Source organism: Acinetobacter sp. AOR41_HL (assembly GCF_027854645.1).
Taxonomy (GTDB): domain Bacteria; phylum Pseudomonadota; class Gammaproteobacteria; order Pseudomonadales; family Moraxellaceae; genus Acinetobacter; species Acinetobacter nosocomialis.
Window position 1 is genome coordinate 198,494 of record NZ_JAKTHZ010000037.1, and the last position, 21,869, is coordinate 220,362.

The following is a 21,869-nucleotide window of genomic DNA, read 5'->3' on the forward strand; positions in this document are numbered from 1 at the left end:
TAAACTCCTATTCTGGGTGTGAAGTCAAAATTGTGTATTTACCATTACCTGTACTTTTCAGCACAACTTTGGCATCATATTTATCACTTGCAGTTGTTTGCCCTCTACTAAGCCCCCTACCTGTGACATCTACACCATTTCCTCTATATCCTATTACCATTTTATCACCAGCATTTGCAGTTTTACTCCAATTTTTCACATCTACGCGATTTGTATTTCCAGTTAATGGATTGACTTGTTTATACGCTCCTGAAATTGCATTTTCTGCTGTTTGTTGATTTGTATATGAGCTAGAGCCACTTAATCCACGAGGTCTTCTTGGAGTAATACTATTATCTAAACGATCTTTAAGCTCTGTATCTGTTTTGCCAACATGCTTATCAATTGTATGTCCATTATTTACACCACCTTCATGATGTTGAAGCCATCCCGAAGTTGGCGGACAATTTTTGTTTAATCCCAAAGGATCAATCCACCCCACCGGATTCGGTGCATAAGCATATACATTATGCCCGCCTAATAATCCAATCGGGTCTTTAGAAATAAAACGACCTACATACGGTGAATAATAACGATAACGGTTGTAATGAAGCCCTGATTCTTGGTCGAAATATTGCCCTTGAAAACGGATATTATTACTGATGATCTCAGAGTCTTCAAAGAAATTTGATTTAACTTTTTCAGCTTTACACTCACCCCAAGCCTTATATTCAGCTTTCCAAATGACCGCACCTGTATGATCCGTCATTTCCTGTGGTGTACCCAAATGATCACAATGATAGAACCAAAAATCTTTAAAGTCTTTTGCAGTTTTGGTTACTTTCCATAATGGGTCACGTTGTAAACTATAAGGCTTATCTGCCCACTCAGGTGTTTGATGAAGATCTATTTTTTCTGCATAAACCGCCTGTGCCAGTGGTACAAATGAATCTTTCTCATATATATAATGTTTGGTAATTTGCTCATTCGACTCATAACCAAGTGTATTGCCATCCCATCCATAAATGATGTTATGTTCACCACCGGTATGATGATGTTTACTTCGCTTTTGAATCCGGCGTCCTAATGCATCGTAGCGGTACTCTGCCGTATATTCAGCATTACGACTTTTAATTAGTCGTCCACACGCATCCCACTCAAGATATAAATTACCCTTGGTTGATTTCTGGCAAACCAGTTGTCCATAAACATCATATTGGTATTGTTGATCTAGATATTCTTTAACTACGTTATTAACCAAACGATTATAACCATAGCCTGTTTCATCTAGCTTTTGTGAATGGCTTTGAACTTTCTGACTATGATATGAATCTAGAATGTTACTCGCAGGGTCAAAACTAAATGTTTCTTTACCTAACTTACTACTAGCCTCAAGCAAACGCCCAACTGGGTCATATTTATAATTGATATTCCCCCTACGCGTATCATTAATTCCTGTTAATTGCCCAGTTTTATCGTACTGATATAAACGTTGAATCAACTGCTGGGTTTCTTGAATTGCATTGTTCTGGGTCTGGCTAACTTGTTCATTTGACGGATAACCGAACTCATGACCATTAACAATATTTTGCTGGGTTAAACGTCCCATCGTATCGTAATGTTGTTCTTGGCTAATTCCGTTGGCATAGTGACGTACAATTTCACGGTGTAAATCATCACGCTCGAAACTTACAACATCTTGACCATTCACGATCAGACTATGAACATGACCTGAACCATAAGTTAACCAGTCAATCTTTTGTCCATCTGGACGTACAGTCTTTATTCGATCATTAATTTCATCATAACTGTGTTTCCAGACTCCAGTTTTCTTGGTTTTATAGTCTTGATGATGTTCACGAATTACATTGCCTACAGCATCGTAATACCACTGTAGGTTGCTTTCAGCATTTTTGGCTTGAATAAGATTGCCATTACTATCGTAAGCAAATTCTTCAACTAATTGTTGCTCTAAATCATGTTCAACATAGCCATAGCCTGCTGTACGCTGTTCTAAGCGCCCCATGCTATCGAAAAGAAACTTTTGAATACGATCTTTCGGTGCAATTCGATCTCGTAAATCTTGACCATGCATAGAAGCGACTTCAACACTACTAACAAGGTTTCCGTCTGTTTCATCATAGTTATAAAGGGTTTCTTTACCATCAAAATCAATTTCTTTAACGAGTCGGCTTGCGATATCATAGAAGAACTGATAACTGGCACCATTTTCATTAATTAGGCGCTTGAGACGATTAAGCTTATCCCACTCATATTTAAGTTTATGATTGAGCGCATCTGTTCGTGATGCAATTAAACCTGCCGCATCATATTCATATCTGGTGATATTCTGTTTCGGATCTATATGTGCCAGTAAACGCCCTTCAGCATCATGAATGAAGTGTTCTTCTGTTCCATCAGCATGTTTAATCTTTTCAAGTTGCCCAAAAGCATTTAGAGGTAAACCTTTAATAACTGGTTCACGTTGAACAATTGTTAGATCACTATAAAAATATTCAACTTTTTGCTTTAAAGCATTTTCTCTTGCAACAACTCGACCTTTTTTGTCGTAAGTCCATTTGGTTTCTTTACCAGAACAATCGATATAACTAATTAAATTGCCTTGGTCGTCATAACTTAAGGTTTTAGTGCCACCTTTAGGATCTTTAATTGAAGTAAGTAAACCTAAACCGTTATAGCTATATTGTGTTTCACGCTTCAGTGGGTCGGTTTCTTTGGTAATGTTTCCAGCCGCATCCTATTCTTTAAACCAACGTCCGCCTTCAGCATCCACCATACCTATAAGCTGACGGTTTTCATCATAAGCATAATGTAAAAGGGAACCATCTGGTTGAGTCATAGATACAATATTGCCGTGCTCATCATAATCATAAATAGTCACCGCTGCATCAGTGTCTACATGCTTGGTTACACGGCCAAAGTCATCACGGAAGAACCACTCTTCCAGCCCATCAGGATAAATAATACGGTAGGTATAGCCTTCAATATCGTAGTAATACCAAGTCTCGGCTCCATAAGCATCTGTCACATACGTTAGACGAATATTTTCGTCCCACTGTAAAGTTGTATCTGAACTGCCATCATCCGCCCATTCATGATAAGCCTTAGACGTTGGTTCGATACCATCATACTCAAGGTTCATGCCCCGACCTGTAAGATCGGTATAACGAGTTAAAAGATGATGGTCATATTGGTAATGATAGCTCGCCCCATTTTCGGTAATCGCTTCAACCAAATCGCCTTTTTCATTGTAGTTATAACTAGCCAGTGGTCGAGCAAGCTGACCATTTTCAACTAGCCATACATCTTCAATTCTTCCAGAAGCATTTACCTGAAATGCCACATGAATCAACTGTTTTTGTTTTTCTTTAATAACAATATCTGAAATAAAACTCCGACCTTCGAAGTGGTGGTCATAACGTACCGCTAAAGTAAGTCCATTCTTGTATTCTATGGCTGAAAGTCGATAACCATCCTGATATTTTTCAAACAAGTGTTTCTCTTCTTTTTGATAAGAGATCATCTGAACTTTTTCAGAAATTACACTATAGTAAAAATCTTCAGTTTTATTATGGAAACTCTCACCTACTTTAAGGTTTGGTAACTTAATTGGACGAGCATCTGCTCCAATAAACTCAAAACCACTTAAGTGTTTTAAATATCCAGCGCGTTCCTCTGTCTCTTCAATATATTCACTCTGTGGAACAATACGAGTTGTAAACGGTGTTATCCATCTTGCACCAAATTCCCCACGATCTAATTGATAAAGATTAGACGCATATTTCCGAGTTAATACAAAGCTTAAAATTGATGACACATAAGCATCTTGATGAGTTAAATACTCTGTACCTAAAGCATAAGTAATATTTCTTTTTGTACCAGAGGTAGATTTAGGTTTACTTTTACCACCCCTTAAATTTACTGCACATACAGTTTCACTCGGATTATTCTTTGACTTTGCTTGAACATTAGCTTTCTCAAGCTCTCCGTTTGGTTTTTGTCTTCTTTTTTCAGTGACTTGTGTAGGTTTAATATTTGCAGTCTTTGCACCCTTTAATTTGAACTTCTGCACAGCTTTAATCAAAACATTGAGTAGCCAAGCGATACTCATTGCTTTCGCTGGATCTGCCAAAGCCATTAAATATGTAGGTGCTTTTCTACCAAAAACACGAATGGAAGTGATTGCATTCTGGATAGGTTGTGTTGCACTAGCAGGCACAACAGCAGATACACCTTTGGCAACGGTATTTATTTGTTCTTTTACGCCTGCTTTCCAAATATTTACGAGCCCATCAACAGCATTTGATATCGTTGCTTTAGGGTTGCGTTGTAAATTATTTAAGTTAACTTTGTTTAATTGTTTTTGGGCATTTTTTAAATTACCAGCAGAGCTATATACTTTTCCATTTAGTACTTTTTGAATTCCGTTAGCAAAATCATTACTGATAGCTGTAATTTTTGTTCCACAATTTTGCAACATCTGGTTGACAAGGGGTTGGGCATTTTTCGCAAATTGATCTAATTCCCCAGCAATTCTTTCATTTAAATGATCGCTCAGAATGACCAGAATCGTATCAGAAATTGTGCCTTTCGCCTTTTGTCTAACCAAATTTAACGTAGGTCTTAGGCTCATTCGCATTGTTGCCATGGTTGGCGGTGCCGGAATAATACCAATAACATCCAGTCCCAAATTCAACCAATCTGTAAAAGCTGGGCTAGGCTTTTTACTAATGTCTATAACATCATAAATCGCATCGACTAAAGCAATTGCGTTCCCAATGACTGGCAGTGTGCCAAGAGTACTTTTAATCGTATTTAAATCGACATAACCTTTGGTATTCGTTTTTAGCCACGAATCAATTTTATTCATACCTGCTTTAACATCAGCAGCATACAATTTATTTAAAGGTACTACCGCAACCTGTCCGGTATTTGTTCTCACACTTGGCTTTGCTTTCGCTTGAGAAGTAGTTTTTGGTGCTGTTGGCATTTTTATAAATTCTCAATTCTTATTTAAACTTAAAATTCATAGGATTAAGAGCAGTCTCTGTATTTTTCGAGTCTTGAGCCCTTAATGGATTTACATTTAATCCGCTGGTAACTGGAGCAACGGGGTTAGTTTTCCCATGCATCCATCCTTGCCCTGTCGAACTTTGGCTTAAAACCTTAGAAGAAAAATTGGTCAATTGACTCGTTAAATGTGATTCAACACCTTGTTGCACCATCGGCAACAAGGCACTTGCACCATTTTCTTTTAATTGCTTAGCAGTATCGATAGTTCTCATAATTGAACTTGGATTTGTGAAAGTTTGACCTAAAGCTTTTTTAGCTTCTGTCACTGCACCTTTCAAAACACTCTCTGCTTTACCCATTAAAGTTTGAGCACTTGTATCATTATCACTTGGCCACATAGGAGGACGCTTAAAATCACTAGCTTCATCCCAAGGATTACGCTTATCTTCTTCAAATATAACTTTAGCTGAACCTGTAGCTAACCCCGAAACACGAACAAAACCTTTATCATCCAGTTGTCCTTTGAACTGTTTCCCTAACGAATCAGTCACTGTATAACCGCCTTGTTTAACAAACTCACCATGTGCATATTCATGGAACAACTCAAGTACGCCTTGCCCACGTTTTGGTGGTGGTGGCAAACTAGATTGAACACTTGCCGATGCGCCGCCTTGGAACACATGCTGTCCAGCATTGACTTGGAATTTCCCGCCAGTTTTCGGAAAGATTCCTGAACCATTTAAGGTAATTTGTGAACTTGCACCAGTAATTACAATTTCTTTAGGACTACTAATTTCAATCCGATCTTCTGTCGAAGAAATGGTAATACCTTTATTAGCAAGCACATCTAAAGCATCTGACTGGGCTTGTATTTCTACCTTGCCTTGTGCAGCGACCGCTTTTAGTCCGCTCTGAGCAGCAAAAAGGCTGAGCCTATTTTGGGCATGTGCAATCACATTTTTTTGAGTACTTATATTAATGCTGTCTCCAGCAATCTGATTGATTTGTGCATCAGCCGAGATATGAATATCCTCGGACGTACTCAAAGCTATGCCATCTGGGGAACTTAAAAGCAGTAAAGCTTTTTCAAATTTAGCGATTTGTTGCTGAATTTGTGAGGCAAAATCTTTTAATTGTTCAATCGATTCTATTTCATCGGTTTTCTGGTTTTTAGCGATGTCACTCAGTGCTTTACTATTCGTTTGACTACCCTCAAGTTGCTTTTTCGCAACTTCGGCATCAAGGTGTTCACCTTTGGCATTATCCTGTTTATGGGTGGATACCAATAAACCTTGTCCCGCGCGCAAAGCTCCCCATTGGTCAGTACGCAGTTCAAAACCCTCTCCGCGGTCTTCACTTTCCGCTTTATCTTTAGGATGACTGAGTTTCCCCAGATTTAACTGGCTTGCACCATGACTGCTTTGAAGTTGGGTACTAATTTGGCCCGGGGTATCATCAAATCTGAGTTGTCCAAAACCACCACCCGACACTTCTTTGGAACGGATACCACTCAGCTTCTTAGTATCAGGAAGTTTACCTTTGTTATCAAATTTGGTTGGTTGGCGCTGTGCCTCATGAATTCGGCCCATCACAAATGGTCGGTCTATATCACCATTAAAGAAGTCAATAACGACAATTTCACCAACACGCGGTAAAAAACGCGCACCGTAACCTTCTCCAGCCCACGGCGTTAAAACGTCAATCCAAGCTGAATCGGTGTCATTATTATTGGCTCCTGCACCCCCATCATGGCTATGATCATCACTACGGGTAAACAGGAAACGGACTTTAATACGTCCCCATTCATCTACATAAATTTCTTCACCTTCAGGACCCACCACTTTTGCGCGTTGTGGATGAGTAACCGGTCTATGACTTTGTGGGTTATAAGCTGGCGTTGTTGGAATATGACGACGTTGTAAAATCAACTGATTCGCTTGGCGTTCATCACTGTTCTCGGGGTTTTGTATTGACCAGTTACTTTTCGCCAATAGACCATTAATTTGATCATTTAAGTCTTTAGGTAAATTATTCTGATTAAAGAAATTTTTAGAAACAATTAAAAAGCTTTTATCTGAGCTTTCATGCTGGTCTATTTCTGGGTGTTCATTGAGTTCGAAATAGTAACCCACATAGGCATCGCGGACTGTCGTTTGCGCAATAAAGCGTTTAGACTGTGCATCGTAATAATTGTTGAGGTTCTGGTTTAAGCGTTCAACTTGTTGATTTCCAGATTTAGTTACACCATCCTCACCCTTTAAGTCACCAGTCCATGCAGGCGCATAGTTCCAAGCTTGCTCTAAGCCAAGTGTAGCATTGTCATATTGTTCACTATGCTGATGCTTACTTTGAACGCTTCCAACCCCTTCTTCTTGTTCTAATATTTCTGCTTGCCAACGTTGTATATGCATAACGTTCGGTTGAAGAGAACGTTCGGCAGTTAGGCGAGTCATACTGTCGTATTGCTCCACTGCACTACTACGATGGTAACGAATCGTTTTACGGTCTAAGGGCTGATATTGACTATTGGCATCAATCAACCTGAGTTTCTGAGCTTGAATAGATGTATCGGTACTTGGAACAATATGCTGAGCTTCATCAATCAGCCAGTTAATCCCTTCACTACGAAGTAAGCGTGTGAGGAAGTCCCAATCACTTTCGTTATGTTGCATAACAAAAGGACGAACATCATAAGTTTGTGTTAAACCGCTTAAATCTAAACTTAAACTTGCAGCAAATAGCGGATTTTTAACTTGCCATTCTTTAAAGAGTATTTCCCATATTTCAACCACGCTTTTATTCATAAATACGCGCGAATTGCGGCGATATTTCCATAATGCGGTTGGATCTTCTAAGGTCAGCTTATATAAAGTTAGACTTCCATCTGACTGGCCTTGCTGAGCATGAGTAATAATGCCTGTAACGCGAGTTAATTCACCTCGCTCCGTCACTATATCTACAGCGGCCTGACTGCCAATGAAAGATTTTAGTTGAATCGTTGCATTAGTTGATAGGCATAAAAGTTCTGCTTTTAAACCATCATTGAGTGCATGTACACCATCAATTCTTTGCAGAAATACTTGGTCATTCAATATCGGAGAAGTAAATTGAATGTGAATAGCACGTTTCTGTGAGCTAATGCCCAAACTATCTAAAACTTGATGAATACTGTTCAACATCTTTATAGGACTGAATTATATTTAGCGTTATTTTACAAAGCACGTACAGATCTGTCTATTTAATTAATAATTAATTTTACATTTAAATTAACTATAAAAAATTATTCTATCTACTCGAATATTTTTCTAACGGAGCAAGATCAAATAATTTTTTAAGTTTTCTATATTAAGCCTTATTTATAAAGTATTAATTATTAAAAATAGACCAATAAATCAATTGTTTAAAAATGTATAAGCAATAAACAAACTTATACATTTCCTTTGTCAGGTCAGATTGCAAAAATATCACAATCCTATGTTACATATAGCATTTTTTAATTTCAACATAAGTATACTTTTATAAAAAAATATATCTAAAAATATTTTTATTGATAGATTTAAACTAAAATAGTTTAGAAATTTTAAATTATAATTAGAAACAATTTTTAACATTTCTTAACATTCCTTTAAGTCTGACTAAAATGTATTAAAACTCGCTCAATTCTTCCTTCTCTTACATCTGAATTATCTGAACTTAAAAGCTGAATAATGGTGCCTTCAATCATATATAAAAACAATTTGGCATCATGAAATGAAGCATCAGTGTTAACTATTCTAAGCTGGCTATAAATTTCATTGGTCAGCCAAGTTCTGTATTTAATAGCGATTTGGTAAGCGTTTGAATAAGTATTCTTAGTTTCAAAAATGGCTTTAAATAATAGATAGTACGGCCCTTCTAAATCGATATGTAAGTTATATAGTTTGTTGAGTTTATCTGTCACGCTTGTGTTGTGGTCATATTCAACCATTGCAACGACTTTGTCTTGTAGCCGTTCTTTTTGTACTAGTAGACAGATTTCAATAAACCGCGCTTTAGACTGAAAATAATGATAAAAAGTCATTTTTGTAATTTCAGACTCTTTCACAATTCTATCTACACCGACGAGATGGAATCCGTGATGATGAAATAAATCAATTCCCTTATTTACAACTTTTAAAGCACGTGTAGAAAGTACTAAAGGTGACATAGTTTTACCGTTATAAATTCTTGTTGTTTCTAAATGAGATACTTTTTTGGGAGAAAAAAGGCACAGCAAAGCCGTAAAGACTGTGCTTGGCACATCTCAAGTTTTATTGTTGATACAAATTTTTGAGCCGTAATGACTTAAAGTCTGAAAACCCAAAAGGCTATCAAACTGTTTAAAGATGATTTAAGTGGTGTCGTTATAGCTTTTGGCATAGGCTGCCAAGAAATAATGGATGTGCAAAGCCAACTCCTTTTTATTGGGAGTTCTGCCAGACATTAAAATTATGGTGGCAGAACGAAAGGGGGTTAGCAGACTGGCCGAAAAAACCCAGCACACCCGAAGGTGTCCCCCTCCCGTTCCGCCGCAGAGGGGGCACGAGGGTTCGTCACTAAAAGATTGCTCTTTTAATGCTTTTCGGAACGGTCTGCTAAAACCGACTGGCAATGTGGCCAGCAGGCAAAGAATAGTGTCCAAGTCTCTTGCCGTCAAGCACACAAAATGACATTTGCTTTAAATTAGATCATTAAAAAAGTAAGGCTAAATAATTTAGCTTTATTATTAAAATTTGGTTTATAAAAGCGAATAAATTTATATAGATATATGATTTTTGATAGGTCAAAATGAACGTTTATTTTTAAAGACATTTATAAAAAATTATAGATGAGACCGAGTATAAGAGGACATTGAATGAAGAACTTTCTAACTAAGAAAATGTACGCGTCTAGAGCTTTATTTTTTGCTGTTGGCGTTATGGCTTTAAATGTTTCCCCTATTGTTGTTTCTACTACTCATGCAGCAGCAGAACAAAAAATAGATACTTTATCTAGTAAGCTTTCATCAATTTTTGCAGATAAACCCATAGAAGCTTCTTTATTTAGCTCTCAATTTTTAGGACAAGTTTCCATCACACAAATTCAAAAAATCGTTGATGACTTAAAAGTATCTTTAGGCACTCTTAAAAGTATTAATGTTTCTAATGGTTCAGGAACGATTGATTTTGAAAAAGGAGAATTACCTGTTTCAATTAGCTTAGATCAGCAAGGGCAAATTAGTACCCTTTGGTTTAGCGCACCTCATTTTAAGACAGTAAGCTTAGATGAAACAGTCAAAGGTTTACATGAAAATGCAGTCGGTAAAACCTCTCTTTTAGTTGTTGTAGATAACAAACCTGTGATTGTTGAAAATGATAAAACCCCTATGGCTGTAGGTTCGACTTTTAAGTTACTCGTTTTAAAAGCATATGAAGATGCGATAAAAAAAGGCGAATTAAAAAGAGAAACTATTGTTTCTTTAAAAGAAAAAAATCGCTCATTACCAACAGGAGTTTTACAAAACCTACCTGCTGGTACACCTGTAAATGTCGAACTTCTCGCGCAGTTAATGATACAAATTAGCGATAACACAGCGACCGATAGCCTTATAGAGGTATTAAAAAAGCCTCGTATAGAAGCGTTGTCACCTAGAAACTCTCCTATGCTGACCACACGAGAACTATTCCAACTGATTGATTCGAGTAATGAACAGCTCAGAAATAAGTTTAAAACAGGTACAAAATCGGCTCGTTTAGAAGTGCTCTCTGAGCTAGATAAACTGCCATTACCAAGTGTGAGTAGCATTGGAAAATCGGCTACTTGGCAAGATGCTGAATGGTATATGTCAGCCAATGAGATTTGTCCTCTTCTTGAAAGTGTTCAAAATGCCCCTGCTCTGAACAGTTCTTTAAATCCACTGTTTAAAAATTTAAATTGGCAAAAAATTGGTTTTAAAGGTGGTTCCGAATACGGCGTGATTAACTTTTCAGTAATTGGAAACACTCAAAAAGGCCATAAAGTTTGTGCAGTATTTACCGCAAATGGAAATGAGCCACAACCTGAGTCAAAACTAGCAATATTATTTACAAGCTTACTTCAAGCAGTTGATTCTATAAATCCTTAACTATAAAGACCCATCATGACTAGAAGACTTTTGGTAACGCCTTATGATGGGTTGTTTTTGATTTGGAGTTATTCAGAAAAGAATCGTAAAAGTATTTTAATTAAACTGAACAATAGATAGAAATTCGCTATAAGTATTAATCTATTTCTTAAAGATTTTAAAATGAAAAAAGTACTTTTGTTTGACCTAGACCAAACCATTCTTAATCGCAATGAATCGCTTATAAAATTTCTAAATTGGCAAGTAAACTTCTTCAAATTAGTACCACAAGAATTAAAAGAGTCTTTTATTAAAAGCTTCATCAAGTTAGATAACAATGGAAGTGTTTGGAAAGATATTGTTTATGATCAATTAATTAAAGACTTTAATATCAAAGGATATGATACAAATGAATTGCTACAGTCTTATATTAATAATTTTAATAAATTCTCTACAGCTTTTGAAAATGCTCAAAAAACCATTCAAAACCTTCATGCTCAAGGATATACATTGGGCTTAGTATCAAACGGAAAAACACCGTTTCAAGAACATAATTTTTATGCTTTAGGAATAACAGATTATTTTTCAACTATCGTGATTTCTGAAGCCATAGGTTTAAGAAAACCTGACCCAGCAATTTATTTATATACTTGCACTCAATTGGGCTGTAACCCATCCGATTGCATTTTTATTGGAGACAATCCCAAAGCAGATATAGAAGGCGCCAAAAAAGTGGGTATGCAAACAATATTTTTCCACCCAACTCTCACTCTTGAACACCCTCTTTCTGATGCAAGTATTCATCATTACGATGAACTTGAAGAAACAATTAAGAGATTAGTTACTAATCCCCTTTATTAAGCCAATCAATATTATAAAAAGCTTAATTTAAATGCTTTGATAAAGTATTTAGCCTATTTTGAGTTTTATAGCTATCATCGAAAAACCAAACTTAAAAATTACAGATAGTACTCACAGGAAGAATAATGGAAATTTCATTAAGACTTGCTAACGCTACCGATCTCAAAGCTATAAACGAACGTTATACCGAGGTTGATTTTGTACCATCACATGAAGATGAACTTATTGTACTAGCTTCTATTGGTGAGAAAATTGTTGGTCAAGGTAGAGTTGTCTCCATTGACTCAAACAGCGGTGAACTCGGTGGAATTTATGTTTTTCCTGGCAATGAAGGGTTAGGAATTGCTCGTAAAGTGGTCGATTTTCTAATTAAAAACTCGGAATTTTCCAAGCTTTACTGTTTACCCTTTGCTGAACTGGAAGGCTTTTACGGATCAATGGGTTTTAACCCTGTAAAAGATATGGTTCAGGTTCCCAAAGCTGTACTCAAAAAACATGAGTGGTGTAATAGTAATTACGACAAACCAGTTTTACTTTTACAAAGAAGTGAATGAGGTAATACCCATAAAAAAAACCGCCCCAGAAGGCGGTCGCTGAGTATAACCAGCAGGTATATAGAAGTATGGTGGACGAATACTTCTATATTCTTTTATGAAGGAGCTTTATTAGATTTCATAAAATCTTCAGATTTAAAATAATTAATGATCATATCTGCATGCTCTTCTTTTGGAGGAGCAACTGTCACAGGAAGTGATTCTTTAGACATTTTAAATCCGTGTGGGATTAACTGTGAAATTGGCGGGAATTTAGGTTTTCCTCCTTCTGTAACCCGCTCAATAAAACTGGCTAACCAGAGTAAATACTCCCCTTCATTTTCAAACTTTGGCATTACACTTACATCAACTTTAACCTTGCACTCACTAAGCGGTTTAGTTAATTGCTCATCAAAATCGATATAATTAAACTTAAGTTTGAATTCAGTTCCTTTAATGGCCTTACGAATCTGACTGATTAAACAATTCAGATTTTGTGTAAGGTCATTGGTGAATAAGTCATCTTTTTTAATATTCTTATAAACCTTTTCAGCCACGGCTAAATATTTTGGCATTTTTAACCTCCTCAATCTCAATTGTTATAAAGTTTTGATCTTAAAATGATTTATGGTTCTGATTATGGTGAAACAAATGTTAAGGAGTGAAATGTTATTATTGTTGAATGTAAGTAGTTAAAGCTTTCTGTAAGTTGCACCAAAAAAACACCGAAAAAAATTATGGTTTTGTTAAATCCTCCGCAATATTTTTTAAATTATTCTCTTCTTTTGAAACATTTATTTTCAATTAAAATTTACCATTTGGTAAATTAATACAGTCTCATTTGCTGATCGCGTCTTACCAGTCCTAAAACTGATCTACGCACTCTAATTTCTTCTTCAGAAAATGGCAGATGTTGTTTCAACTCATCAATAGAAAGAGAATTATTTTCTATTAAAAAACAGTCTTGTTCGGTCGTCCATTGAGAAACTACCGATTCAGTTTGCTTGTAGTAACGTTTCATATGTCCTAGTAAATTGATGAGGCTAAAAAGCTTATAAATAGAACAGGCTTTTTAGTTTTCGAGCAGAAAGAAGAGTAAGAATACTACCGAAATACACAACAATATAAAAGCCAAACATCACAGTAAAGCATTGTTTGGCACCTGTTAAAAATTAGCTTAATCCAACTTTAATTGCTGTCTCAGCTTTAAAATATCGACCAGACCTTTATCTCTTTTTTGAGATAAGTCGATATGTTTATAGTGGGTTAAAAGCTCTTTTGTTTGTGCTTCTAGCATCTCTGTAGTTTCATCAGAATGCTGAAACGCCTGCATATCATTCCACCATTCGGTCATAGGTGGCCCTAAGTGATGAATTGCCTCTTTAAAACCCTTCTGGTTTGCAAGTTCCATATTTATATAAGGGCCAAATAATGCCCATCTCAGCCCTGGCCCACTGGTAATTGCGATATCAACATCTTCTGCTGAACACACACCTTCTTTCACCAGTGAAAATGCTTCTCGCCATAATGCTGCTTGTAAACGGTTTGCAACATGACCTTTTACTTCTTTATTTAAAATAATCGGATGCTTACCCAAACTTTGATAAAATTCGGAAGCTTTCTTTAAAATTTGCGGATCTGTTAATTTTCCACCGACTATTTCAACCAAAGGTAATAGATGAGGTGGGTTAAATGGATGACCTAAAAAAATACGCTCCGGATGAGTTGCCTCTTTTTGAAAATCAGAAACTTTTAGACCAGAAGAACTTGAGGCAATCAACGTTTTTTCTGGACAATATGACGTGATGTCTTGATATAACTTTTGCTTTATGTCTAAACGTTCCGGTGCATTTTCTTGAATAAAATCGACATCGGTTACTGCATCTTTTAGGTTGTTATAAAGCTCTAGATTTGACAAAACGTCTTGTAAATGACGGCTAGGTTGCGTTTGTAAATCTAAATCGCTTAAATCTTTCAAATTTGCTTGTAGTCTTTTTTTAAATAACTGTTCATCTATTGGGTAAGGGTCATATACCTTTACTTTAAAGCCTTTATATAAAAATAAAGCTGTCCAGCTTGCACCAATGACACCGACACCAACCACACCAATTGTTTTAATTTCTTCCATATTTTCCTCGCGAACCTATTGCTTTTAAGACTTCCCTTTTTGACTTATCCAATTATAAAAATGTCGACTTCTCATCTTTTCTCAGTTCATCAAAGCCATTTTATAATAGGTAAACTGAAACTAAAGATCATATATTTATTGTACTTTTCTTGCATTTCAAATGCTGAAATTGTGGTTGAGCATTACAGCTCTATAAGCGCTAAACGTGTATGATTAGCAGGTTTTTGAGCGGTTTAACTTTAATATGACCAATACACTTTCTGAGCACAAACAAGTTGAAGTGGTAACTACTTTTGCTGAACTTGTAAATACACAGTTTCAGGGGGATAAGAACGCTATTTGTTGGGCCAGAAATTTGGCAGGCGACTTTAAAGAAATTGTGGCAAAACTTCAGTTAAAAGAAAATATTACTGAAATTTCTATTGAAGATTTATTAGCACTACCGCTTTCAGAACAAGGTGATTTGGCTCGAGACATTATTTTAAAGGACATACAGCTCTTAACTGATATGGGTGCATCACCTGTACTGAACTTACTTAAATATTATGAGCGTGATGATGAGCTAGATTTTATTTCAACAGATGTCTATTCATTTCACGTTGATCGCTCCCCTATTGAAACTGATACTTTTTTATGTACTTATCACGGTGCAGCTAGCGATATTGTGCCTAATGATCAAGTTGAACAAAAAGTTTTAATTCCAGAAATTAGAGAAAAGCTTAGAGCTTTACACGACGGGTCAGAAGCCGAATTTGAAAGCTTTTTAGCAGAGTATTTCTTTGATTTACATTATCAACCTAAACCCAATGCACAACCTATAAATTTAGGTACGGGACACTTGTGGCGTTTGGCAGTAGACCATCCCACTCAAAAGGTTTTACCGTGTGTGCATAGAGCACCCTTTGAAAATGACGGTGAATATCGGTTGCTGTTGATTTGTTAAGTATTACCACTTAACCACTGTAAAAGATATTTATTAGAATGCTTATATTTTAAAGCTGACAAAAAATCATTCAAGAAAGCTCGCAACATTTTTAATAAATCTGATTGACTGACATTTTCAACATAGCTAGGTGTCCAAGTTCCATCATGACTTTGCCCATAGCAAGTATAATTTCCTTGATTAAATTTAAATAAAATTTCTCTATTTATTCCCTGCTCATATAAATCAACTGAACAATCAGATCCTAAATTTATTTCTCTTATACAAGCAGGTAATTGCTCTAAAAAAACAACCAGATCAGTTTCGATATCTACAGGCCAAAGCTCATTTGAAAAAGCCTGAATCTTAAACTGATTGAGTTTATTCTTAGAAAATTCAGCACAAATGTCAGCCACACTGGAGCTTATAGCAATGTTTGAGAAATACTTTACAAAAGAAGAGCTTGAAAAACTTACTTTCTTACAAGCAGGTACTAAAAGTCATCAAGAGTGGCAAGAATTAACACTGGCAGCAAATGCACTATTTAATGCAGGTGAACCATTTAACAGTGAAGCGGCTCAAGATTTAGCACGAAAGTGGATGAAAACTCTTGAGCATAATACGCGGGCTAACCCAGAATGGCTTGTTAAATTAAATACCATAAATTCAGCCGAGCCTGAATTTCAGGAAAAATTAGGGGTAACACCCGAAGTTGTTGAGTTTTTACTTCAAGCGTTTTCTGAAAGTAAGCTGAGTATTTTTGCCCGTTATTTATCTGATGATGAGTTTAATTTTCTCAAAGAAAATTACATTCGTGAGATGAAAAAATGGCCTCAATTATTGGTCGATATTGAAAAATTGATTGATGCCGAGGTCAAACCAGATAGTGAAGGCGCGCAGCGTTTAGCAAAACAATGGCTTGCTATGTTACAAGGGTATGCTGGCAATAACCCAATTACTCAAGCAAAAATTCGTACTGCAATGCAAAATGAACCAAGCCTTGCTGACGGTACTTGGCTCAAACCAGTTACTCTACAATTTCTGGAAAAAGCCGTAGCAGCCTTAATGCGTAGTGCCTAGTTATAAGGAAAAGCTAAATCTTATTGACAAAAAAAAGCCCTCTTTAGAGGGCTTTTTTATTTATTCTACAGAAATAATTACTGTGGAATAATGTTAGTAGCGCTAGGGCCTTTTTGACCTTGCACAACATTAAAAGTCACACGTTGACCTTCATGTAAAGTTTTGAAGCCAGAAGATGCGATTTCTTTGAAGTGAGCAAAAACGTCTGGACCTGAATCTTGTTGAATGAAACCGAAACCTTTAGTTTCGTTGAACCACTTAACTGTACCAGTAGCTGTGTTGTTAGACATGATATACATCCTATTGAATTTTAAGAACTTAAAGTCATGAGACATGACGGGTTTAACTTGGAAAAAATAACGAATTGAGCTTAAGATCTTAAAAACGGAGGATTATGAATAAAGCTTCGATACTAAAAGAGGATTTACTAAACTAATAAGTCTTTTTTCTAGTTAAGCTAATTATACACTAAAAAATCACTTATACAAACATTTTATATGAATTATTTATTACGGTTATTCTAAATATTTGTTTACATCTGTACAAATAATTACACATTATTATCTAAACATATAACATTTTATTTGTTATGTAGACTTTTAAAAAATGATATTTATAATCATTTAAAAGTTTGATTTACATCCCCGGTATTTATTAATTACAATAACTTAGGCTATCTATCCGCCCTCCTCTATAATATACATTAATATTATTAGTATTTAGATCTATTCCATATCTTTTCATTTCACAAATATAGGGCAACATAATAATCTTTTAAAACTCTATTAGAATAAATATAAATCACATTAAATTTAAAATAAAAAATTCTAGTCTTTAATATATTTTAGTCAATTCCCTTAAAACTATGATTAAAACATATAAGCTTCTGCCAAATTTATTTAATTTAAGCACTCTCTACTCTCACTGGACCATATAACTTTAAAAAACTGGATGTATTCATTAGACCATAGGCTTCGTAACCTATAGATGGCTTATATCTAGCAATGAATCTATCACTACACTCTTTATATTTTGAGGACTATTATGCGCCTACATTTTATTGTTCATGAAGATTTTGAAGCACCGGGTGCATATGAAATTTGGGGGCAAACTAATAACTTTGAAATGACATATTCAAGAGTGTATTTAAACGAACAATTACCCTCTACAGTTGAAGAAATTGATTTTCTTATTGTGATGGGTGGACCACAAAGTCCTGATACGACAGTTGAAATGTGCCCTCATTTTAATTCGCTCGCAGAACAAGCTGTCATAAAGAAAGCTATAGAGGCGAATAAAGTTGTGTTAGGTATATGTTTGGGTTCACAACTCATTGGTGAAGCTTTGGGTAGTCAATTTGAACATAGTCCTGAAAAAGAGATTGGTAAGTTTCCTATCATGCTGACTGAGTATGGTGTTAAAGATTCTCTATTTTCACACTTAGGAAAAATGACAGAAGTTGGCCACTGGCACAATGACATGCCCGGGTTAACAAGCAATGCCAAAATTATTGCTTTTAGTGCAGGTTGTCCGCGACAAATCGTGAAGTATTCGAAATTAGTCTATGGCTTACAGTGTCATATGGAGCTAACGCCTGAAGTCGTTGAATTACTTATTCAACACTCAGCAACTGAACTCGACCAAGCCCCTGCTTATAAATTTGTTAATACCCGTGAGGAATTGAGAAATCATGACTATCAAGAAATGAACCAAAACTTGTTTATTTTCCTAGATAAATTAAAAGATGAGTATTTAAAACTTAAATCAATCACAGCAAAGCCCGTTTAATAGGGCTTTCTTTCATAAAATTAGATGATCTATAAAGTTTAAATTCCATTTTGCACCGCCAGTAAATGAGCATAATTTCGCAACAACAAAATCCCAAGTAATAGATGGTCGCTATACTGATAGCCAAGATCTAACAAAATGATAGCGTCTGTCACACATGAAGCAGCTGACGTGCAGAAAGTTAGCTTTTAGGTTTTAAGACGGCTATATAACACTTTCAACACGCATTTTTTCTGCACAATGTAGGGCATATTGCAAATCTTTTTGTAAATCGACCACCGATTCCAGCCCAATATTTAAGCGCACTAAATAGCCATCTTTAGGTAAATTGGTATGTGTTCGATAAGCTTGCCCAACAGGTAAAATCAAACTTTCAAACCCTCCCCAAGACAAACCAATATGAAATAATTGCAACGAATCAAAGAATTTTTGCACATATGAAGGTTCAGATTCTTTTAAGTAAAAAGCAAATACTCCAGATGAACCATCAAAGTCTCTCAACCACAAATCATGATAAGGACTTGTTTCTAAAGCAGGATGAAGCACTTCTTTAATAGCCGGATGTGTTGCTAGAAATCGGGCAATAGTTAAGGCACTGTTTTGATGCTGCTTTAACCTTACCGCTAAACTTCGCAAGCCACGCGATGCCAAATAAATGTCGTCTGGGCTTGTAGTTTCACCAAACAAATGTCCAGTTTTAGTGAGTTGTTGGTATGTTTCGGCATTTGCAGTAGCCACGCCCATGAGTATGTCAGAATGGCCACCAATGTATTTGGTTACGGACTGAATAGATATATCAGCACCATGCTTTAATGGTTGAAAAAGTAATGGCGTTGCCCAAGAGTTATCGACTAATACTTTTGCGCCGTATTGATGACTAATTGCAGAAATCGCTGCAACATCACTCAGTTCAAATGTCATTGAACCCGGTGACTCAATAAACACCGCAGTGGTACGATCATTAATTTTTTCAGCTAATGCTTCAAGATTGGTAGAGTCAAAATATTCAACACTTACCCCCATTCGAACCAATATATTGTCAGCAAAATTTCGTGTTGGACCATAGATATTATCGGCAATCAAGACATGACTATTTGCCTCTACACAAGCCATAAGCGCATGTGTACATGCCGACAACCCAGATGGAAATACCATACTACCCGCACCGCCTTCAAGCGCACAGATTGCACTTTCAAAAGATTTAGCTGTTGCGGCGCCGAAACGGCCATAATGTCGATATACCCCACCATTTCGCTTAAATTCTTCCCACTCACTAAAGCTATTTACAACAATAGTAGAACCACGAAAAACAGGTGTGTTGACTAGACCATCAAAACGCTCAGGTGTTCGTCCTAAATTAATGACATCTGTACTGAATTGATTCACTTTTATATTCCGAGAAACATATCAACTTTATTACCAATTCATGATAGTGAGGTTTCAATGGATATAAATTTTAATTTTTTCTACTTTTTATCTTGAAATTAGATTTATATTTCCTATTTTTACTTAAAAATAGAATTTAAATCCGATATTTATTTCTTAGGGTAAAATATTATTTTATAACGCTCTATGCATTGATCTACTTGTTGTTCGAACTAGCTGTTATGAAAGGTACTTCTCACACTATCCTTCATCTATGATTTGCTGGATACGCTTTTGGTAATTATTTAAAAAATCATGTGTCACACGGAAATGTTCCGTTTGTTCATACTGGATTTCACGAATCCCTGTGTCAGAAAATTGATAGATTTTAGCGTTAGGGTAAGCTAGTAAAATTGGGGAATGCGTTGCAATAATGAGTTGTGACTGGTTTTTGCATAATTCATGAATAGCCGACAAAGCTACAAATTGCATGGTAGGTGAAAGAGCAGCTTCAGGTTCATCTAATAAATAAAGCCCCTCACCTTGTAATTTATGGGTGAGCAACTTTAAAAAACTTTCACCATGTGAACAAGCATGGATATTGCCACCATAACTTTTTACATAGTTCAATTCATTCATATATGTGCCAATATTGTAATAACTCTCAGCTCTTAAAAAATAATAGTCTTTCGGCTTTTTAAAGCTTTTAATCATTCTTAAATACTGAAATAAATTTGATGAACTACTGGCTGAATTAAGCCGCACGTTTAGAGTGCCGCCTTCTTCGGAAAAGCCAAGTGCCAAAGCGATGGCTTCCATAATAGTCGACTTACCAGAACCATTTTCGCCAACAAAAAAAGTAACGTCTGGATGGAAGGTTAATTGTTCAATATCATTAACGGCTGGTATCGAAAATGGATAAATTGACCAGTCTGCCTGCATATTTGCTTTAATTTGTACCGAACGTAAATAAGGTTTAGCTTGTAGCATTTTGGCTGGTCCTTAATTTTTAATAGTATCTTCAGTTTTTATTAGAAAAAATTTAAAGGAAGTTCTGTCGTATATTTAATTTGCTCCATGGCAAAACTCGAACTCACATCAGCCAAACCTTTAATTTCAATTAATTTTTTATAAACTTTATCGTATTCAGCAACATCCGATACGGCGACTTTAAGTAAATAATCTGTTTCTCCTGCCATTCTATACACTTCAATCACTTCATCTATGTTATAGATATGAGAGTGAAATTTCTCAATCCACTCAATATTGTGTTGTGCAGTTTTAATAAACACCATCACAATCACATTAATGTTGAGTTTTTTACGATCTAGCAAAGCGACTTTTGCACGAATAATACCTTCTTCTTCCATCTTATGTATTCTGCGCCAGCAAGCCGTATTGCTTAATCCCACTTTTTCAGCAATATCGCCGATTGCCAATGTGCAGTCCTTCTGTAGAAGATCTAATATTACACGGTCATATTTATCTAAATTTAACTTCATACCTTCAAGCTTCTCTGCACAATGTATTTGCAATAAATCAAATCAATAAACAACATATTAAATTATTATTCTAATTTTAATAAAAAGATATTTGCCCTACATTTTAAACAATCACCTCATATTCGAAATGCATTTATTTCTAGTGTCCATCTAACAATCTATTTTTAAAGCTTGAAAGTTGAGATGAGCTTTTATTATTATCTTGTACATATTCGGTACAATAAAAGAGACAAGAAAAATGCCAAATCAATTTGATGCTGTTTCTATAACAAAAAAAGCGAATGTTCATTACGAGGGACACTCCATTAGTCATGTTATTGAACTTGAAGATGGTACAAAAAAGACTTTAGGGGTGATTCTTCCAACAGAAAAAGCTTTAACTTTTAAAACCCACGTTTCAGAACGCATTGAGATCATTTCAGGCAAATGTAGTGTTCAAATTGGCGATGATCCGGAGACTAAAATCTATTCAAGTGGTGAATCTTTTAAGGTTCCAGAAAATAGTAAATTTAAAATTATTACAGATGAAGTGATTGATTACGTCTGTCATTTAGAATGAATCAACATTACAAAGTTA

The 21,869-nt window shown here is 35.7% G+C and carries 16 protein-coding genes and 2 pseudogenes; 7 read left to right on the forward strand and 11 right to left on the reverse strand.

Going from position 1 to position 21,869, the window contains the following annotated elements; translation table 11 throughout:
* Window positions 1-7: 7 nt before the first annotated feature.
* The 3 genes and pseudogenes from MKL35_RS15090 to MKL35_RS15100 form a co-directional block, all read right to left on the reverse strand.
* Window positions 8-4,990, reverse strand: a pseudogene (locus tag MKL35_RS15090) (RHS repeat-associated core domain-containing protein).
* A gap of 19 nt (window positions 4,991-5,009) precedes the next feature.
* Entirely contained in the window at window positions 5,010-8,192 is a 3,183-nt protein-coding gene (locus MKL35_RS15095; protein WP_032012210.1) for a type VI secretion system Vgr family protein, read from the reverse strand.
* Between the two features lie 446 nt (window positions 8,193-8,638).
* Window positions 8,639-9,199, reverse strand: a complete 561-nt coding sequence (locus tag MKL35_RS15100; RefSeq protein WP_032012209.1) for a TetR/AcrR family transcriptional regulator — start codon at window positions 9,197-9,199, stop codon at window positions 8,639-8,641.
* Window positions 9,200-9,886: 687 nt separating this feature from the next.
* On the opposite strand from MKL35_RS15100, the gene MKL35_RS15105 reads away from it, so the two are divergent.
* The 3 genes from MKL35_RS15105 to MKL35_RS15115 all read left to right on the forward strand — a co-directional run bounded on the left by MKL35_RS15105 (window position 9,887) and on the right by MKL35_RS15115 (window position 12,528).
* Window positions 9,887-11,134 carry a serine hydrolase gene (locus MKL35_RS15105; RefSeq protein WP_032012207.1) on the forward strand — a complete coding sequence of 416 codons (1,248 nt, stop codon included), beginning with the start codon at window positions 9,887-9,889 and terminating at the stop codon, window positions 11,132-11,134.
* Between the two features lie 162 nt (window positions 11,135-11,296).
* The gene (locus tag MKL35_RS15110) at window positions 11,297-11,974 is read left to right on the forward strand and encodes an HAD family hydrolase (RefSeq protein ID WP_032012206.1); all 678 of its coding nucleotides are present in this window, start codon (window positions 11,297-11,299) and stop codon (window positions 11,972-11,974) included.
* A gap of 125 nt (window positions 11,975-12,099) precedes the next feature.
* Window positions 12,100-12,528, forward strand: coding sequence for a GNAT family N-acetyltransferase (locus tag MKL35_RS15115; RefSeq protein ID WP_032012205.1), 429 nt, complete (start codon window positions 12,100-12,102; stop codon window positions 12,526-12,528).
* A gap of 95 nt (window positions 12,529-12,623) precedes the next feature.
* Here the strand turns inward: MKL35_RS15115 and MKL35_RS15120 are convergent, their stop codons facing one another.
* The 3 genes from MKL35_RS15120 to MKL35_RS15130 all read right to left on the reverse strand — a co-directional run bounded on the left by MKL35_RS15120 (window position 12,624) and on the right by MKL35_RS15130 (window position 14,635).
* Entirely contained in the window at window positions 12,624-13,082 is a 459-nt protein-coding gene (locus tag MKL35_RS15120; protein ID WP_002054486.1) for a hypothetical protein, read from the reverse strand.
* Window positions 13,083-13,333: 251 nt separating this feature from the next.
* Window positions 13,334-13,528, reverse strand: coding sequence for a hypothetical protein (locus tag MKL35_RS15125; protein ID WP_004709656.1), 195 nt, complete (start codon window positions 13,526-13,528; stop codon window positions 13,334-13,336).
* Window positions 13,529-13,684: 156 nt separating this feature from the next.
* Window positions 13,685-14,635, reverse strand: coding sequence for a 3-hydroxyacyl-CoA dehydrogenase NAD-binding domain-containing protein (locus MKL35_RS15130; protein ID WP_032012204.1), 951 nt, complete (start codon window positions 14,633-14,635; stop codon window positions 13,685-13,687).
* 244 nt (window positions 14,636-14,879) lie between these two features.
* Here MKL35_RS15130 and MKL35_RS15135 point away from each other — a divergent pair, with 244 nt between their 5' ends.
* Window positions 14,880-15,578 carry a DUF1826 domain-containing protein gene (locus MKL35_RS15135; protein WP_032012203.1) on the forward strand — a complete coding sequence of 233 codons (699 nt, stop codon included), beginning with the start codon at window positions 14,880-14,882 and terminating at the stop codon, window positions 15,576-15,578.
* On the opposite strand, the gene MKL35_RS15140 is transcribed toward MKL35_RS15135, so the two are convergent.
* Window positions 15,575-15,973 (reverse strand): hypothetical protein, encoded by a 399-nt coding sequence (locus MKL35_RS15140; RefSeq protein ID WP_270914061.1) that lies wholly within the window; start codon window positions 15,971-15,973, stop codon window positions 15,575-15,577. The two genes, MKL35_RS15135 and MKL35_RS15140, sit on opposite strands and share 4 nt — an antisense overlap.
* Here MKL35_RS15140 and MKL35_RS15145 point away from each other — a divergent pair.
* Window positions 15,972-16,637, forward strand: a pseudogene (locus tag MKL35_RS15145) (TipAS antibiotic-recognition domain-containing protein); the annotation flags it as partial. The gene MKL35_RS15140 and the pseudogene MKL35_RS15145 overlap by 2 nt on opposite strands.
* Window positions 16,638-16,714: 77 nt before the next feature.
* On the opposite strand, the gene MKL35_RS15150 reads toward MKL35_RS15145, so the two are convergent.
* Window positions 16,715-16,927, reverse strand: coding sequence for a cold-shock protein (locus MKL35_RS15150; protein ID WP_002054492.1), 213 nt, complete (start codon window positions 16,925-16,927; stop codon window positions 16,715-16,717).
* Window positions 16,928-17,681: 754 nt separating this feature from the next.
* Between MKL35_RS15150 and MKL35_RS15155 the strand changes: the two genes are divergently transcribed.
* Entirely contained in the window at window positions 17,682-18,425 is a 744-nt protein-coding gene (locus MKL35_RS15155) for a type 1 glutamine amidotransferase (RefSeq protein ID WP_032012201.1), read from the forward strand.
* 204 nt (window positions 18,426-18,629) lie between these two features.
* Here the strand turns inward: MKL35_RS15155 and metC are convergent, their stop codons facing one another.
* The 3 genes from metC to MKL35_RS15170 all read right to left on the reverse strand — a co-directional run bounded on the left by metC (window position 18,630) and on the right by MKL35_RS15170 (window position 21,292).
* The gene (metC, locus tag MKL35_RS15160; protein ID WP_032012200.1) at window positions 18,630-19,811 is read right to left on the reverse strand and encodes a cystathionine beta-lyase; all 1,182 of its coding nucleotides are present in this window, start codon (window positions 19,809-19,811) and stop codon (window positions 18,630-18,632) included.
* Window positions 19,812-20,051: 240 nt separating this feature from the next.
* A complete protein-coding gene (locus tag MKL35_RS15165; RefSeq protein WP_002054502.1) occupies window positions 20,052-20,780 on the reverse strand; it encodes an AAA family ATPase in 729 nt (242 codons plus the stop codon).
* A gap of 41 nt (window positions 20,781-20,821) precedes the next feature.
* Window positions 20,822-21,292, reverse strand: coding sequence for an Lrp/AsnC family transcriptional regulator (locus tag MKL35_RS15170; protein ID WP_002054496.1), 471 nt, complete (start codon window positions 21,290-21,292; stop codon window positions 20,822-20,824).
* 238 nt (window positions 21,293-21,530) lie between these two features.
* On the opposite strand from MKL35_RS15170, the gene MKL35_RS15175 reads away from it, so the two are divergent.
* A complete protein-coding gene (locus MKL35_RS15175) occupies window positions 21,531-21,851 on the forward strand; it encodes a pyrimidine/purine nucleoside phosphorylase (protein ID WP_004709670.1) in 321 nt (106 codons plus the stop codon).
* Window positions 21,852-21,869 lie beyond the last annotated feature (18 nt).

What these genes read in the sequence shown, in the direction of transcription:
- MKL35_RS15095 (WP_032012210.1), bottom strand. Translation starts at nt 8,192, where the DNA reads ATGTTGAACAGTATTCATCAAGTTTTAGATAGTTTGGGCATTAGCTCA.
- MKL35_RS15100 (WP_032012209.1), bottom strand. Translation starts at nt 9,199, where the DNA reads ATGTCACCTTTAGTACTTTCTACACGTGCTTTAAAAGTTGTAAATAAG.
- MKL35_RS15105 (WP_032012207.1), top strand. Translation starts at nt 9,887, where the DNA reads ATGAAGAACTTTCTAACTAAGAAAATGTACGCGTCTAGAGCTTTATTT.
- MKL35_RS15110 (WP_032012206.1), top strand. Translation starts at nt 11,297, where the DNA reads ATGAAAAAAGTACTTTTGTTTGACCTAGACCAAACCATTCTTAATCGC.
- MKL35_RS15115 (WP_032012205.1), top strand. Translation starts at nt 12,100, where the DNA reads ATGGAAATTTCATTAAGACTTGCTAACGCTACCGATCTCAAAGCTATA.
- MKL35_RS15120 (WP_002054486.1), bottom strand. Translation starts at nt 13,082, where the DNA reads ATGCCAAAATATTTAGCCGTGGCTGAAAAGGTTTATAAGAATATTAAA.
- MKL35_RS15125 (WP_004709656.1), bottom strand. Translation starts at nt 13,528, where the DNA reads ATGAAACGTTACTACAAGCAAACTGAATCGGTAGTTTCTCAATGGACG.
- MKL35_RS15130 (WP_032012204.1), bottom strand. Translation starts at nt 14,635, where the DNA reads ATGGAAGAAATTAAAACAATTGGTGTGGTTGGTGTCGGTGTCATTGGT.
- MKL35_RS15135 (WP_032012203.1), top strand. Translation starts at nt 14,880, where the DNA reads ATGACCAATACACTTTCTGAGCACAAACAAGTTGAAGTGGTAACTACT.
- MKL35_RS15150 (WP_002054492.1), bottom strand. Translation starts at nt 16,927, where the DNA reads ATGTCTAACAACACAGCTACTGGTACAGTTAAGTGGTTCAACGAAACT.
- MKL35_RS15155 (WP_032012201.1), top strand. Translation starts at nt 17,682, where the DNA reads ATGCGCCTACATTTTATTGTTCATGAAGATTTTGAAGCACCGGGTGCA.
- MKL35_RS15165 (WP_002054502.1), bottom strand. Translation starts at nt 20,780, where the DNA reads ATGCTACAAGCTAAACCTTATTTACGTTCGGTACAAATTAAAGCAAAT.
- MKL35_RS15170 (WP_002054496.1), bottom strand. Translation starts at nt 21,292, where the DNA reads ATGAAGTTAAATTTAGATAAATATGACCGTGTAATATTAGATCTTCTA.
- MKL35_RS15175 (WP_004709670.1), top strand. Translation starts at nt 21,531, where the DNA reads ATGCCAAATCAATTTGATGCTGTTTCTATAACAAAAAAAGCGAATGTT.